The sequence below is a fragment of the Flavobacterium haoranii genome (assembly GCF_009363055.1).
Classification (GTDB): Bacteria; Bacteroidota; Bacteroidia; order Flavobacteriales; family Flavobacteriaceae; genus Flavobacterium; species Flavobacterium haoranii.
On the sequence record NZ_CP045292.1, the window covers coordinates 263,446 to 278,908 of the forward strand.

Below are 15,463 nucleotides of genomic sequence, written 5' to 3' on the forward strand. Positions count from 1 at the left end.
ATGAAATTAGTAGTTATTACAGCTATAGCTGAGTTTGACAAAGAAGTTAAAAAAATGCTTAAAGAAGCAAAAGTTTTGTCCTATTCGTATCGTGATGTAAAAGGATATCGAGATAGTACAGAAGATGCAGTTGAAACCAATTGGTTTGGTTCCGAAATGAACGAAACAGAATCAGTAGTTTTCTTTGCATTTGTTCAAAAACAAAATGTAGAAGCTATTTTCGATTCAGTAGAAAAATTTAATTTAAAACAAGAAACAATTTCACATATTCACGCAGCAGTTTTATCTGTTGAAAAACACAATTAAAATGATAAATAGAATAATAAGAGCAATTGCCGGAGCCTTCATAATTATAAGTGTCCTTTTAGCAATGTATGTTAACCAAAATTGGTTGTGGTTTACCATTTTTGTAGGCGCTAATTTGTTACAATCATCCATTACAAAATGGTGCTTAATGGAAGATATACTTCGAAAAGTTTTTAAAATTAAAGATTGATTTTTGAATCCCAACTTCGGTTGGGATTTTTTCTTTTGTATAAAGAAAGTAAACTTTTGAAACTATTATCTAAAATACTATCTTTGCAGCTTACAAAAATTAGACAAGATGTTTGATAATTTAACCGATAAGTTAGACAAAGCGTTTCATATATTAAAAGGTCACGGTAAAATTACCGATGTAAATGTTGCCGATACTTTAAAAGAAGTTCGTCGTGCATTACTTGATGCCGATGTTAACTTTAAAATTGCAAAAGATTTTACTACAAGAGTAAAAGATAAAGCAATTGGTTCTGATGTATTAACAACGTTACAACCTGGACAATTAATGGTTAAAATCGTTAAAGACGAATTAACCGAATTAATGGGTGGGGAAACTGCTGGTGTAAACTTATCAGGAAATCCTTCAATTATTTTAATGTCTGGTTTGCAAGGTTCTGGTAAAACAACTTTTTCTGGTAAACTTGCCAATTTTCTTAAGACTAAGAAAAACAAAAAACCTTTATTAGTAGCCTGTGATATTTATCGCCCTGCGGCTATTAATCAGTTGCATGTTGTTGGAGATCAAATTGGTGTAGAAGTTTATTCTGAACCTGAAAATAAAAATGCTGTTGAAATTGCTCAAAATGCAATTAAACATGCAAAAGCAAACGGATTTAATGTAGTTATTGTCGATACGGCTGGTCGTTTAGCTGTAGACGAACAAATGATGAACGAAATTGCAAATGTTCACGCTGCCATTCAACCTCACGAAACGTTATTTGTAGTAGATTCAATGACAGGTCAAGATGCGGTAAATACTGCTAAAGCCTTCAATGATAGATTAGACTTTGACGGAGTTGTATTAACTAAATTAGACGGTGATACTCGTGGTGGAGCTGCTATTACAATTAAGTCGGTAGTAAACAAACCTATTAAGTTTATTGGTACAGGAGAAAAATGGATGCTATCGATGTATTCCATCCTTCTCGTATGGCTGATAGAATTTTAGGAATGGGAGACGTTGTTTCCTTAGTAGAAAGAGCGCAAGAACAATATGATGAGGAAGAAGCTCGAAAATTACAAAAGAAAATTGCTAAAAATGAATTCGGTTTTGACGATTTCTTAACGCAAATCCAACAAATTAAAAAAATGGGTAACATGAAGGATTTGGTTGGAATGATTCCTGGTGCTGGAAAAGCGTTAAAAGATGTTGAAATTGAAGACGATGCATTTAAACATATTGAGGCTATTATTCATTCGATGACACCTTCAGAAAGAAGTAAACCTTCAATTATAGATGGTAAGCGTAAAATACGAATTGCTAAAGGTTCTGGAACTAAGGTTGAACAAGTAAACCAACTAATGAAGCAGTTTGACCAAATGAGCAAAATGATGAAGATGATGCAAGGTGGTGCGGGTAAAAATTTGATGCGCGCTATGGGCGGTGGAATGAAAGGAATGAGGTAAAAACATATAAGACGCGATTTTTCGCGTCTTCTTTTTTATAAATAAACAACACAACGACACAACGAAATGGTATTATTAGACGGTAAAAAAGTATCGGAAGACATTAAAAATGAAATCACTGCCGAAGTAGCTAAAATGAAAGAGAACGGCGAAAAAGTTCCTCATTTAGCAGCAATTATTGTGGGTAACGATGGCGCGAGTTTAACTTATGTAGGAAGTAAGGTTAAAGCTTGTGAGCGTGTAGGTTTCGAATCTACTTTGGTTAAAATGCCAAGTACAACAACTGAAATTGAGCTTTTAAAGAAAATTAAAGAACTTAATGAAAATGACGATATTGATGGTTTTATAGTTCAGCTTCCGCTACCTAAACAAATTGATACACAAAAAATATTAATGGCAATCGACCCAAGTAAAGATGTTGATGGTTTCCATCCTGAAAACTTTGGAAAAATGGCTTTAGATATGAGTACATTTATTCCAGCAACTCCATTTGGTATTTTAGAATTATTAGAACGTTATAATGTTGAAACAAAAGGAAAACATACTGTTGTAATTGGTCGTAGTCACATTGTAGGTCGCCCTATGAGTATTTTAATGGGAAGAAAAGGGTTTCCGGGAAATTCAACAGTTACTTTAACGCATAGTCATACTAAAAATATTAACCAAATTACTTCACAAGCCGATATTATCATTACAGCTTTAGGTGTTCCTAATTATTTAAAAGCTGAAATGGTAAAAGACGATGTTGTTGTAATTGATGTAGGTATTACTCGTGTTGCCGATGAAACTACTGAAAAAGGATATCGAATAACTGGAGATGTTGATTTTGAAAATGTATCTAAAAAAGCTTCACATATTACACCAGTTCCTGGTGGTGTTGGACCAATGACAATTGCAATGTTATTGAAAAACACTTTATTGGCTAGAGAAGGTAGAAAAATGAAATAATTAATTTATTGATAAAAAAAAGCGTTGAAATTTTCAACGCTTTTTTTATTATTTTGATTCTTTAATCGAATTTCTTTTGTTTAATGTGTAAAGGATATATGAAATTCCTAAAACAGCTAACCAAATTAAATAAGAATTAATAGTTGCAGCTGGTGCATCAGCATCTGCTGGTGGATTAACAGGGGTGTTGTTATCTTGAGCAACGCTAATAAAACTTACAAAAGAAAGTAATAAAGTTGCTTAAAATTTAAAAATATTTGATTTCATAATAATCATTTAATCATTTTAGGTTAAGCCAGATTTTAGATTTAGGGCACAAGTATATAAAAAAATTATTTAGTTTGAAAATCTGATGTAAAAAATAATTTAACACTTGGATATTTTTGTTGAGTCATCTGAATTGAAAACTCGCTATCTGCTAAAAATACTAATTGTCCGTGCTTGTCTTTTCCTAAAAATTTTTGTTTCACACGTTTAAATTCAGCAAATTCTTCGTTCTTTTCATCATCAGGCTTTATCCAACAAGCTTTATGTGCTGGGAAGTTTTCATAACTACATTTTGCGCCATATTCATGTTCTAAACGATATTGTATTACTTCATATTGTAAAGCTCCAACAGTTCCAATAACTTTTCTTCCGTTCATTTCTAAAGTAAATAACTGTGCTACTCCTTCGTCCATTAATTGATCAATACCTTTTTCAAGTTGTTTTGCTTTTAATGGATCGGCATTATTGATATAACGGAAATGTTCTGGAGAGAAACTTGGAATTCCTTTAAAAGCCATTACTTCTCCTTCAGTTAATGTATCACCAATTTTAAAGTTTCCAGTATCATGTAAACCAACAATATCACCAGCATAAGAGATATCAACTATTTCTTTTTTCTCAGCAAAAAAGCATTCGGACTAGAGAATTTTAAATTTTTATTATGACGTACATGTAAATAAGGTTTATTTCTTTCGAACGTTCCAGATACAATTTTAATGAAAGCTAAACGGTCACGGTGTTTTGGATCCATGTTGGCATGAATTTTAAAAACAAATCCACTAAATTTATTTTCATCAGGTTGTACTAATCGGGTGTCAGATTCTTTTGGTCTTGGTTGTGGCGCAATTTCAATAAAGCAGTCTAGTAATTCTCTTACACCAAAATTATTTAAAGCCGAACCAAAGAATACAGGTTGTAATGCTCCTTTTAAATAGGCGTCTCTATCAAAACTTGGATAAATTTCAGTAACCAATTCTAGTTCTTCACGAAGTTTATCAGCGTGTTTTTGGCCTACAATTTTATCCAATTCCGGATTGTTTACATCGTCAAAAGCAATAGTTTCTTCAATGTCTTTACGACTATCGCCAGTAAACAAGTTGATGTTCTTTTCCCAAATATTATAAATTCCTTTAAAATCGTAACCCATACCAATTGGGAAACTTAAAGGTGTAACTTTTAGTTTTAATTTTTGTTCTACTTCATCTAATAAATCAAAAGCATCTTTACCTTCACGGTCTAATTTATTAATGAAAACAATCATAGGAATGTTTCTCATTCTACAAACTTCTACTAATTTTTCAGTTTGTTCCTCAACCCCTTTTGCTACGTCAATTACTACAATTACGCTATCAACAGCAGTTAAGGTTCTATAAGTATCTTCAGCAAAATCTTTGTGACCAGGAGTATCAAGAATATTAATTTTTTTATCTTGATAGTTAAAAGCTAATACCGAAGTTGCAACAGAGATTCCTCTTTGGCGCTCAATTTCCATGAAATCGGAAGTAGCTCCTTTTTTAATTTTATTACTTTTTACCGCACCAGCTTCCTGAATAGCTCCACCAAATAATAATAATTTTTCAGTTAATGTAGTTTTACCAGCATCGGGGTGAGATATAATACCAAAGGTTCGTCTTTTTGCAATTTCGTCTTTAAAACTCATTTTTGTTTTTTTAATTCGGGTGCAAAATTACTCATAATTATTTGTTTTTAAAAGAAATGTAAACATGTTTGAAAATCAGTTTATTGAATTCATTATTTTGTATATTTGTACGGAATTTTGTTAAGATTTGAACCCCTACCTAAAAGACATTCAACGCCTACAGGATTTGTTGGCCCTGAAAATTTTGGACACTCCAGAAGAAGAGTATTTAAATGATTTAGCTCAGCTAACATCAATTATTTGTAATACTCCGGTAACTCTTATATCTTTTATTGACGACAAAAGACAGTGGTATAAAGCTAAAATTGGTACTTCAGCAATTGAGGTTCCTGTTGAAGAAACTATTTGTCAATATACATTAGTTCAACAAGATATTCTTGAATTTGAGGATACTTGGAACGAACGTTTGTTAGATTCAAATCCGCATGTACATTCGGAAAATGCAGTTCGTTTTTACGCAGGAATTAATTTGTATTCGGAAAATGGACATGCCATTGGAACAATTTGTACGGTTAATTTGAAACCTCAAAAATTAGATGATAATCAAAAAGAGTCTTTGAGAATTATTGCCAAACAGGTAATGCTACATCTTAATAAGAACAAAGAAAATGATTCATTGCGAAATGAACTGAAACTTTTTGTTGACGAAAAAATTGAATTTGCAGAAAGACAATTGAAAGTTCAGGAGCAAGCATATAATAACTTATATAACGCTATTGAGAAATCAAATGCAGTTATTGAGTTTGATCCAGAGGGAATTGTTATCAATGTAAATAATAATTTCCTTGATATTTTTGGTTACAAGAAAAATGAATTAATTAATTGGACAAGAAAATACCATTTTATTAGACGAGGAAGATTTAGCGCAATATGAAAAATTTTGGGAAAAATTAAAGTCCGGAATTTCGCAGTCGGGTAAATTTAAACGTGTAACAAAAAGCGGAGAAACTATTTGGATTCAAGCTTCTTATAGTCCGGTTTTAGATTTTGAAGGAAATTTGGTAAAAATCACCAAAATTGCTCAAGATATTACAGCAGAAGTCGCGACACAAAAAAGTTTAGGTTTAGCAAAACAATTAGCCGATGAACTTAATGTTCAAAAAGACAATTTTATTGCTAATATGAGTCACGAACTTCGAACGCCTCTTAATGCAATTGTAGGATTTAGTGATTTGTTGTTTCATCAAGAACAAGATTCTAAAAAACTTCAATATTTATCAGCAATTAAATCGGCTAGTGATTCTTTGTTGTATTTAGTTAACGATATTTTAGATTTAAGTAAAATTGAATCGGGAATTATTCAATTCGATAAAACATCATTTTCAGTTAAAGACGTTGTAAAAGATGTTTTCAATGTTTTAGGCTTAAAAGCCAAACAAAAAGGAATTTCATTTAAGTTTTACATCAGTAATGCAGTTCCTAAATATGTTATTGGAGATAAAAATAGATTGGTTCAAGTGCTTAATAATTTATTGAACAATGCTATTAAGTTTACACAAGAAGGAAATGTGATGTTGTTTGTTGATGCAATTCGAACTCAGTCTAATGAATTACAATTACATTTTTCTGTAGAAGATACTGGAATTGGGATTCCTAAAGATAAATTAAAAACCATTTTTAATCGGTTTACGCAAGCCGAATCTTCAACCACTCGTTTGTATGGTGGAACAGGTTTAGGTCTAAATATTTCGCAATTAATTGTGGAAAGACAAGGTGGAACTCTAGGAGTTGAAAGCGAATATAACAAAGGAAGTAAATTTTGGTTTGTGTTGCCTTTTGATGAAATTGATGAAGAGAATCAAACCTTTGAAATTTTTGAAAACCTAAGTGTAGATTATTATAGCGCTAAAATTCTAATTTGTGAAGATAACGAGCTGAATAGAATATTAATGGATTCTATTTTTAAAGAAACTGATTTCGAAATCGAATTTGCCGAAAACGGTTTGCAGGCGTTAGATTTAGTAAAAGAAAAAAGTTTCGATTTAATCTTAATGGATTTACATATGCCATTTTTAGATGGTTACGAAACGGTGAAACTTATTCGACAAGAATTGCAATTGTCAATGCCTATAATTGCTTTAACTGCCAATTCGTTAATAAAAGAAAAAGAAGTTTGTTTAGCATTAGGAATGAATGATTATTTAGCAAAACCATTCAAGACAAATGAACTGCTAACAAAAATAGTTAGTCTTTTAGAAGTTGAAGGAAAACAAAAAACTATTTCTCTTGAAGCTTTAGAAGAATATTCGGGAGGAAATATTGCATTTCAAAAACAAATGATAGAATTGTTTTTAGAAACTTCAGAAAAAGAAATACAAAAAATGAATGCGTTTTTAAATCAGGAAAGTTTAAAAGAAGCTTCCCAAGTGGTTCATAAACTAAAATCTTCTTTAGGAATTTTAGGAGTAGATTTAGCTTTAGCTCAAGATTTTGAAAACGAATTAATTCAAGCAAACGACAGCAAAAAAATAGAGAGTTGCAAAACCGTTTTCTTGGAACAATTACAACAAATAAGAAAAGAACTAATCCAAATATTAAAATCAGAATAGATGAAAATCACTTTGATTGAAGACGATGATATGTTAAGAAAATCATTAGCCTTTTTTTGAAAGCTAATGGTTATGAAGTAACAGAATTTGATAACGGTTCCGATGCAATTTCGCATATTTCGGAACAACCTTCAGAAATTGAATTGGTTATTACCGATTTGAATTTGCCTTTTGCTAGCGGAAAACAAGTGGTAAATACTTGTAAAACTACGTGCGAAAATGCTAAAGTTATTGTACTAACCTCAATGGCTGTAGAAACTTCAGAAGTAGAGTTGTTTGATTTAGGAGCCGATGATTTTGTGGCAAAACCATTTAGTCCTCAAGTGTTATTAAAAAGAATTCAAAAAGTAGTTCGATAGTGAAATCTATATTTTACACAGTATTATTTTGTCTCTTCTCATCGGTTTTATGGTCGCAAAACTACAATGCCGATTCTTTATTTGTGGAAGTTAAGAAAATGGCAGAAGCCAAAGAATATACAAAAGCGATTCAACTAACGAAGCAATTGGAAAAAGATGTTCCAAACGATAAAACGTATAGTTATTATTTGGTTTCGCTGTACAATTGGAACGAACAATATAATGAAGCTTTACAGCAATTAAAATCGATTTCAAATCAAGGATTAGATAATGCAGAAGTAACACAATTGTATCTTTCAACTTATCGCAATTTAAAAGATTACGAAAAAGTAGTTTTCTATAGTGAAAAAGCTAAAAATGAAGATAGTTCTAATGCGGATCGATATGCAATAATTCAAGCAGAAGCGTTATTAGAATTAAATGAAACTGAAAAAGCAACTACTATTTTAAAAGCTATTTCAAAAGAAAGTCAGTCTTATGAAGCGGCTCAATATCTGTTGACCATTAGCAATAGAAAAAAGAAAAATAGCATTGCTTTAGGTTATTTGTTAACGACTTATAACAAACCAGAAAGTCAAAACAATCATTACACAAATCTAGAATATACAAGAAAGTGGAATAAAGATGCCATAACAGCTCGATTGAATTATGGAAATGCTTTTTCGGAAAATGGTGTTTCAGGCGAAGTCGATTTTTATAAAGGTTTAAAAAAGAGCTATTTCTATTTTAATGCTGGAATTTCTGATGGCGAATTTGTTTTTCCGCAATACAAAGCCGCTGCCGAATGGTATAAAGAAACGCAAAAATTGTCTTTTTCAATCGGAAGTAAATTTTTAGGTTTTAAAACAACCGATGATGTGTACATTTTTACAGGACATTTTGGTTATAAACTAAGTGGAAATTATCTTTTGGGTTACCGACCTTATTATGTGGTAAATTCGGATCAAAATAATGTAACACATGCTTTATTTTTAAAGAAAACCAATGAAATAAAAGAATCATTTTGGCAAATTGATTTACAATATGGAATAGTTCCTTATTATTTTTTAAGCAATCAAGTAACATCAGATTTAAGTTCCTACCGAATTGGTTTCAATATGAAAACAAAAGTAGCAACAGATGTTTTTCTTCAACCAGTTGTATTGTATGAATATCAAGAATTTGTACCAAGTGAATATCGAAATGTGTTGAATATTCAATTAATTGCTACTTACCGTTTTTAGTATGAAAGCTACTTTTTCAATGCATCACAACGAACGGAGTTTAGAATTAGAATTGATTCTTGCGGTTTGCTTTTTAGCTTTAGTAGCGTTAATTTTTTTAGTATTAACATTTTACAAAAGATCAAAAAAACTAGCCAAAGTAAAAAGAGCAACACACTACCAAAACATCGTAGACGATTTGGTGTTTAAAATTTTGTTTGGCGAACAAGATTTAGCCGAATGTCTTACGATTTATACTACTTACGAAAATAAAAAGTTATTCAATAAAACTTTGATCAAATCCTTAGTTTCTTTGCATAAAAGTTATGTTGGCGAACCAAAAAATAGAATTGAAAAGTTTTACGAAGTTTCAGGCTTGTATCAATTTTCGTTGAAAAAATTAAAGTCTAAAAGTTGGGTAAACCAAGTTGAAGCTATTCGCGATTTATCGAAACTAAATTATACCAAAGCATTTGCTGAAATTTCTGCGTTAACAATTTCTAAAAGAGAAGAAATTAAGAAAGAAGCGATAATTGGTTCGGTTTTATTAAATGGAATTTCGGAATTAGAAAAGTTTAAAAACGAAGAGTTGTATTTTGACGATTGGATGCAATCTAATTTTTTGTATTCGTTAAAAATTAAGCAATGGGAAATTTTTGAACTAAAAGAAACGTTGTTTCAATCTAAAAATGAATCTTTTTTAGTGTTGGTTGCCCGAATTATAGAATTGTATCAATTGCATATCTATTATGATGTTTTGGTACAAATGATGCAAAATTGTCAAAAGACAAAAACAAAAAATGATTTAAAAAATATAATCTCAAGACTGAAATAAAATGACAGGAAATTTTAATATAGATTTTGGAATTGAAATATTTAACTATTTCATTTTATTCTTTGCCATTTCGGTAATGGCTTCCTATGTTGTTTTGGCAATGATTTCTGCCTACGGATTAAAGAAGTATTTAAAGCACAACCGTTATGTAAATTACGATTCGTTATTGGTTTTACAAGATGCTCCAAAAGTCTCTTTATTGGCTCCAGCATATAATGAAGGACGAACTATCGAAGAAAATGTAAAATCGCTTTTAGGAATTAAATACAATAATTTTGAAGTAATTGTTATTAACGACGGAAGTAAAGATAATTCGATTGAAGTTTTGGTAAAAGCTTTCGATTTGGTAGTGTCAAATGCTGTTTATAAAGCGGAAATTCCAACCAAAAATGTTCGAGCAATTTACAAGTCTACAAATCCTGTTTATTCAAATTTAGTAGTTATCGATAAAGAAAATGGTAGAAAAGCAGATGCTTTAAATACAGGAATAAATTTTGCAACTAATCCTTATGTAGTTTGTATTGATGTCGATTGTATTATGGATAAAGATGTTTTACTCAAACTAGCAAAACCTTTTTTAGAATATTCCGATAAGCGAATTATTGCAACAGGCGGAGTAGTGCGTATTGCAAATTCTTGCGAGATTAAATCGGGAAAACTGGTTCGTGTTTTTGCACCTGAAAATTATTTAGCGCGCATTCAAGTTTTAGAATATTTAAGAGCTTTTATTTTAGGAAGAATGGCTTGGTCTCACATGGATGGATTGTTGCTGATTAGTGGTGCTTTCGGAATGTTTGATAGAGAAATTGTAATTGCAGCAGGTGGTTATAATCCTAAAACAGTTGGAGAAGACATGGAATTAGTAGTGCGAATGCGTCGTTACATGATTGAAACCAAACAAGAATATCGCATTCAATACATTCCAGATCCGTTGTGTTGGACAGAAGCACCGGAGAGTTTTCAAATTTTAAGAAAACAACGCAGTCGTTGGACACGAGGAACTATAGAAACTCTTTGGATTCATCGTAAAATGCTATTCAATCCTAAATATAAAATTTTAGGAATGTTGAGTTTTCCGTATTGGTTTTTATATGAATTTTTAGCACCAATTATTGAAGCTACCGGGTTATTAATCACTTTTCTGTTTGCCTATTTAGGAATTTTAAAATGGTCATTTTTCATTTGGTTGATACTATTTGTGTATTCATTTGCCGTCATGTTTTCATTTATGGCGTTATATGCTGAGGAATCTACATTTAAACGCTATCAAACCTATACCGATTTGTTTAAACTAGTGGGTGTAGCATTAATAGAGCCTATTTATTTTCATCCTTTTACCGTTTATGCTGCACTTCGTGGAAATTATGAAAAACTAAAAGGTTCGCACGGTTGGGGAGAAATGACACGCAAAGGTTTTGCTAAAACATCCTAAATAGAAGATTTAGTATTTAAACTATTGTTAATTGTTTTGTTTTTATTCTCTAATTATTACATTTGTCAATTGCAACAAAAACTCAAAAAAATGAAAAAACATAACCTAGTATTATTAGTATTAGTTTTATTTTCAACGCAATTGTTTTCTCAAAAAGCACTTTTTAAAATTGATGATAAACCTTTTTATACAGATGAATTTTTAAGGGTTTACAACAAAAACTTAGATTTAGTAAAAGACGAATCTCAAAAAGATTTAAATGCTTATCTAGATCTTTACATAGGTTATAAATTAAAAGTAGAGAAAGCTAAAAAATTAGGTTTACAAAACGAAGAAAAATATAAAGGAGAGTTAAATTCATATAGAACTCAACTTGCTAAAACATATTTAAATGATGTAAAAGTTACCAAACAACTTGTTGATGAGGCTTATGATAGAATGAAACAAGAGGTAAAAGCATCACATATTTTAGTTCTAATTAAAGATGGCGCTTTACCAAAAGATACTTTAGATTCATACAAAAGGATTTCCGATTTAAGAAATAGAATTTTAAAAGGTGAAAAGTTTGATGAGGTTGCTAAAAAATTCTCTGAAGATCCTTCAGCAAAAACAAATGGTGGCGATTTAGGTTATTTTTCGGCTTTCAAAATGGTTTATCCATTCGAAAATGAAGCCTTCAATACGCCTGTTGGTGGAATTTCAAAAATTTTCAGAACACGTTTTGGTTATCATATTTTAAGAGTTGATGATAAAAGACCAAACAGAGGTGAAGTAACAGTTGCTCATATTATGTTATTGAATCCAAAAGATGCAAATCCTGAAAAAGAAGCAGAAGTTAAAAATACTATTGACGATATTTATAAAAAAATACAACAAGGTGAAAGTTTTGAAGCTTTAGCAAATCAATTTTCAGATGATAAATCAACATCAACAAACGGTGGAAAATTACAACGTTTTGCTTCAGGACAATTAACTTCACAAGAATTTGAAAATGTTGCATTTTCTTTAAAAGAAAAAGGCGAAATTTCTCAACCATTTCAATCACAATTCGGTTGGCATATTGTAAAGTTAATCGATAAATTTCCAGTAAAATCTTTAGAAGAAGTTCAGTCAGAGCTTGAAAATAAAGTTAAAAAAGACGAGCGTTCTATTTTAATTACAAATTCGCTAGCAAAAAAATTACAATCAAAATATTCAATTGAGAAAAACAACAAATTGTATGCACAAGTAGTTAAAGCAGTTTCAGAAGATTTTTATAAACAATCTTGGGAAAGACCAACAGATGTAAAAAGTTTTAATGAATCGTTATTAACAATTGATAAAAAGAAGAAATTCTCAGCTAACGACTTTTTAGAGTTTGTAGAAACGCAACAAAAATTACACATTCAAACGCGTCCAGTTACTACTTTAGTTGATGAATTATATGAAAAATGGTTCGAAAATGAATTGTTGAAGTATTATGACGACAATTTAGAAAATGAAATTCCAGAGTTTAGATATGTAATGGACGAATATAGAGACGGACTTTTATTGTTCGACTTAATGGAAAAAGAAATTTGGGATAAAGCAAAAACAGATAGTATTGGTCTTGAAAAATTCTATAACATGAACAAGGCTAACTATATGTGGAAAAAGCGTTTCGATGTAGATATTTATTCTTCAACAGATGAAAAAATAGTTGCTAAAGCGCAAAATTATATCAAGAAAGGAAAGTCTATTGAGTACATTAAAGAGAAGTTAAACAAAGATGGTAAAGTAAATATTATGGTGAAATCAGGTATTTATGAAGAAGATTATGATGTTTTACCAGAATTAAAACCAACTAAAAAAGGAACTTCAGATGTTGTTAAAAAAGGAGAATATTTCTTTGTTGCAAATGTGAAAGAAATTAAACCAGAAACAACTAAAACTATTGAAGAATGTAAAGGTAAATTGATAAGTGATTACCAACAATATTTGGAAAACAATTGGGTTTCTGATCTTAAAAAAGAATTTAAAGTTTCGGTAGATAATAATGTTTTTGACGAAGTTAAAAGTCAAGTAAAAAAATAATGAAGAAGTTTTTAATCGTTACAATTATTTTATCTTTTGTTTCTTGTGAGTATTTCAAAAAACCGCAGGAACCTAAAGCTGTAGCGAGAGTTGGTGACCAATTTTTATATCAAGAAGATATTCAAAATTTAGTACCAAAAGGAACTTCAAAAAAGGATAGTATTGCTATTGTAAAAGCTTTTATTGATAATTGGGCGACACAAAAAATACTTTTAGAAGCAGCTGAAAAAAATTTGAATGATGATCAAATCGAAGAGTTTAACGTTTTAATTGATCAGTATAAAACCGATTTATATACAAGAGCCTACTTAGAACAACTTGTAGTGCGACAAATTGATACAGTTGTTTCAGACGCTCAAATAAATGAGTATTATGAAGCTAACAAGCAATTTTTTAAAAATTCTAGCGAACTGGTAAAACTACGTTATATTAATTTAGTTAAAGAAAATCCAAAATTTGATAAAATTAAAACAAAGTTTAGTTCCTTTACACCCAAAGATAAAAAAGAACTAGCCGATTTAGCAGTTCAATTTAAAAGTTATGCATTTAACGATTCGGTTTGGGTAGATATTAATCAAGTTTATGAAAAACTACCTTTTATAAATGCCGATAATAAAACACAATATATAAGTGATGGAATAAATTATCAATATCCAGATTCTACAACCATGTGGCTGGTTAAAGTAAAACAAGTTTTACCAAAAGATAGTCCAACACCTTTACAATTTGTAAAGCCCACAATAAAACAAGTAATTATTAACAAAAGAAAATTAGAATTAATACAAAAGCTGCAAAAGGAAATTACTGATGACGCGATTAAAGATGATAAATATGAAATTTATAAATAAATTATTTGCCCTTACCCTTTTATTTACAACTGTTACATTTGCTCAACCTAAAAAAACTAAAATTGACGGAGTTATTGGAGTTGTAGGAGAATATGTAATTTTAGACTCTGATATTGACTTAGAATACATTCAATTAAAAGCACAAGGAGTAGATATTAAAAATATTACACGTTGCGAACTTTTCGGAAAATCACTTGAGGATAAATTATATGCACACCAAGCTATTCAAGATAGTATTGTAGTTACAGATCAAGAAGTTACTGATTTCATGGGTCAACAAATCGATGCTATGGTAGAGCAAGTAGGTTCTATGGATAAAGTAATTAAATTCTATAATAAAAAAGATGAAGCCGATTTCAAAAGTTATTTCTTTGACGTTATTAAAATGAATAAATTAACGTCTCAAATGCAAAAGAAAATTATTGATGAAGTTGAGATTACACCAGAAGAAGTACGTAATTTCTTTAAAGAAATTCCAGAAGATGAGAAACCTGTTTTTGGTGCTGAAGTAGAAGTAGCTCAAATCGTTATTAAACCTAAAGTAACAGAAGAAGAAAGAAAAAAAGTTATCGATAAGTTAAAGGAAATTCGTCAAGATGTACTAAACGGCTCAAGTTTCTTTACAAAAGCAGTTTTATTTTCTCAAGATCCAGGTTCTAGTTCAAATGGTGGTTATTATAAAATGAATAGAAAAACACCTTTTGTAAAAGAATTTAAAGATGTAGCTTTTAGTTTGAATGAAGGTGAAATTTCAGAACCTTTTGAAACAGATTTTGGTTTCCATATTATTTATGTAGAAAAAATTAAAGGGCAAGAAATTGAGCTGAGACACATTTTAATTGCACCTAAAGTTTCTAATGAAGCTGTTGCTGAAGCAAAAGTTGAAGTGGAAAAAATTAGAGAGAAAATTGTTAATGGCGAAATCACTTTTTCAGATGCTGCTAAATCATCATCAGATGAAAAAGAAACAAAAAATAATGGAGGCGTTTTATTTAATCCTAGAACCATGGAAACTAAGTTCGAGTTAACTAAAATGGATCCAGCTTTATACAACCAAATTGTTGATTTAAAAGTGGGCGAAATTTCACAACCTATTTACGATCAAGATGAAAGAGGAAATAAATACTATAAAATTCTAACAGTAAATAGTAAACTTCCAGAGCATAAAGCAGACTATGCTAACGATTATTTAAAAATTAAAGAATTAGCGCTTAAAGACAAACAAATCAAAGCAATTTCTAAGTGGATGGATGAAAAAATTCAAGAAACTTATGTAAAAATTGACAAAGAATACCAAGAATGTGATTTTACTAATAACTGGTTGAAAAAATAAAAAAAAGCCCTTCATTTGAAGGGCTTTTTTTATT

The 15,463-nt window shown here is 30.4% G+C and carries 12 protein-coding genes and 3 pseudogenes; 14 read left to right on the forward strand and 1 reads right to left on the reverse strand.

Translation table 11 applies throughout. The features are described from left to right. The 4 genes and pseudogenes from GCU34_RS01230 (at window position 1) to GCU34_RS01245 (ending at window position 2,892) form a co-directional block, all read left to right on the forward strand. A complete protein-coding gene (locus tag GCU34_RS01230; protein ID WP_072780439.1) occupies window positions 1-306 on the forward strand; it encodes a hypothetical protein in 306 nt (101 codons plus the stop codon). Window position 307: 1 nt separating this feature from the next. Further along, on the forward strand, window positions 308-496 hold the full coding sequence (locus GCU34_RS01235; protein ID WP_072780437.1) for a YgaP family membrane protein: 189 nt from the start codon (window positions 308-310) through the stop codon (window positions 494-496). A gap of 108 nt (window positions 497-604) precedes the next feature. Then, a pseudogene (ffh, locus tag GCU34_RS01240) lies at window positions 605-1,944 on the forward strand (signal recognition particle protein). A gap of 66 nt (window positions 1,945-2,010) precedes the next feature. After that, window positions 2,011-2,892, forward strand: coding sequence for a bifunctional 5,10-methylenetetrahydrofolate dehydrogenase/5,10-methenyltetrahydrofolate cyclohydrolase (locus tag GCU34_RS01245; protein WP_072780432.1), 882 nt, complete (start codon window positions 2,011-2,013; stop codon window positions 2,890-2,892). Between the two features lie 332 nt (window positions 2,893-3,224). On the opposite strand, the pseudogene GCU34_RS01250 reads toward GCU34_RS01245, so the two are convergent. Continuing rightward, a pseudogene (locus GCU34_RS01250) lies at window positions 3,225-4,819 on the reverse strand (peptide chain release factor 3). Window positions 4,820-5,003: 184 nt separating this feature from the next. Between GCU34_RS01250 and GCU34_RS14045 the strand changes: the two are divergent. The 10 genes and pseudogenes from GCU34_RS14045 to GCU34_RS01295 all read left to right on the forward strand — a co-directional run bounded on the left by GCU34_RS14045 (window position 5,004) and on the right by GCU34_RS01295 (window position 15,429). Next, window positions 5,004-5,693 (forward strand): GAF domain-containing protein, encoded by a 690-nt coding sequence (locus GCU34_RS14045; RefSeq protein WP_072780426.1) that lies wholly within the window; start codon window positions 5,004-5,006, stop codon window positions 5,691-5,693. Beyond that, a pseudogene (locus tag GCU34_RS14355) lies at window positions 5,659-5,817 on the forward strand (PAS domain-containing protein); the annotation flags it as partial. The gene GCU34_RS14045 and the pseudogene GCU34_RS14355, both read left to right, overlap by 35 nt. Then, window positions 5,818-7,368 (forward strand): ATP-binding protein, encoded by a 1,551-nt coding sequence (locus GCU34_RS01260; RefSeq protein ID WP_072780423.1) that lies wholly within the window; start codon window positions 5,818-5,820, stop codon window positions 7,366-7,368. A 44-nt stretch (window positions 7,369-7,412) separates the two neighbouring features. Further along, the gene (locus GCU34_RS01265) at window positions 7,413-7,727 is read left to right on the forward strand and encodes a response regulator transcription factor (protein ID WP_227658761.1); all 315 of its coding nucleotides are present in this window, start codon (window positions 7,413-7,415) and stop codon (window positions 7,725-7,727) included. Next, window positions 7,727-8,950, forward strand: coding sequence for a YaiO family outer membrane beta-barrel protein (locus GCU34_RS01270; protein ID WP_143146154.1), 1,224 nt, complete (start codon window positions 7,727-7,729; stop codon window positions 8,948-8,950). The genes GCU34_RS01265 and GCU34_RS01270 overlap by 1 nt, the downstream gene beginning before the upstream one ends. Before the next feature lies 1 nt (window position 8,951). Continuing rightward, the gene (locus GCU34_RS01275) at window positions 8,952-9,764 is read left to right on the forward strand and encodes a hypothetical protein (protein WP_072780416.1); all 813 of its coding nucleotides are present in this window, start codon (window positions 8,952-8,954) and stop codon (window positions 9,762-9,764) included. 1 nt (window position 9,765) lies between these two features. Continuing rightward, complete coding sequence (locus tag GCU34_RS01280; RefSeq protein ID WP_072780413.1) at window positions 9,766-11,196, forward strand: glycosyltransferase family 2 protein; 1,431 nt, start codon at window positions 9,766-9,768, stop codon at window positions 11,194-11,196. 90 nt (window positions 11,197-11,286) lie between these two features. Then, window positions 11,287-13,248 carry a peptidylprolyl isomerase gene (locus tag GCU34_RS01285; RefSeq protein ID WP_072780410.1) on the forward strand — a complete coding sequence of 654 codons (1,962 nt, stop codon included), beginning with the start codon at window positions 11,287-11,289 and terminating at the stop codon, window positions 13,246-13,248. Next, window positions 13,248-14,096, forward strand: a complete 849-nt coding sequence (locus GCU34_RS01290; RefSeq protein ID WP_072780407.1) for a hypothetical protein — start codon at window positions 13,248-13,250, stop codon at window positions 14,094-14,096. Before GCU34_RS01285 ends, GCU34_RS01290 begins: the two co-directional genes overlap by 1 nt. Continuing rightward, a complete protein-coding gene (locus tag GCU34_RS01295) occupies window positions 14,080-15,429 on the forward strand; it encodes a peptidylprolyl isomerase (protein ID WP_084656861.1) in 1,350 nt (449 codons plus the stop codon). The genes GCU34_RS01290 and GCU34_RS01295 overlap by 17 nt, the downstream gene beginning before the upstream one ends. The last annotated feature ends 34 nt before the right edge of the window (window positions 15,430-15,463 follow it).

Excerpts from the sequence above, each read along its gene's own strand:
- GCU34_RS01230 (WP_072780439.1), top strand. The coding sequence starts at position 1 with ATGAAATTAGTAGTTATTACAGCTATAGCTGAGTTTGACAAAGAAGTT.
- GCU34_RS01235 (WP_072780437.1), top strand. The coding sequence starts at position 308 with ATGATAAATAGAATAATAAGAGCAATTGCCGGAGCCTTCATAATTATA.
- GCU34_RS01245 (WP_072780432.1), top strand. The coding sequence starts at position 2,011 with ATGGTATTATTAGACGGTAAAAAAGTATCGGAAGACATTAAAAATGAA.
- GCU34_RS01275 (WP_072780416.1), top strand. The coding sequence starts at position 8,952 with ATGAAAGCTACTTTTTCAATGCATCACAACGAACGGAGTTTAGAATTA.
- GCU34_RS01280 (WP_072780413.1), top strand. The coding sequence starts at position 9,766 with ATGACAGGAAATTTTAATATAGATTTTGGAATTGAAATATTTAACTAT.
- GCU34_RS01285 (WP_072780410.1), top strand. The coding sequence starts at position 11,287 with ATGAAAAAACATAACCTAGTATTATTAGTATTAGTTTTATTTTCAACG.
- GCU34_RS01290 (WP_072780407.1), top strand. The coding sequence starts at position 13,248 with ATGAAGAAGTTTTTAATCGTTACAATTATTTTATCTTTTGTTTCTTGT.
- GCU34_RS01295 (WP_084656861.1), top strand. The coding sequence starts at position 14,080 with ATGAAATTTATAAATAAATTATTTGCCCTTACCCTTTTATTTACAACT.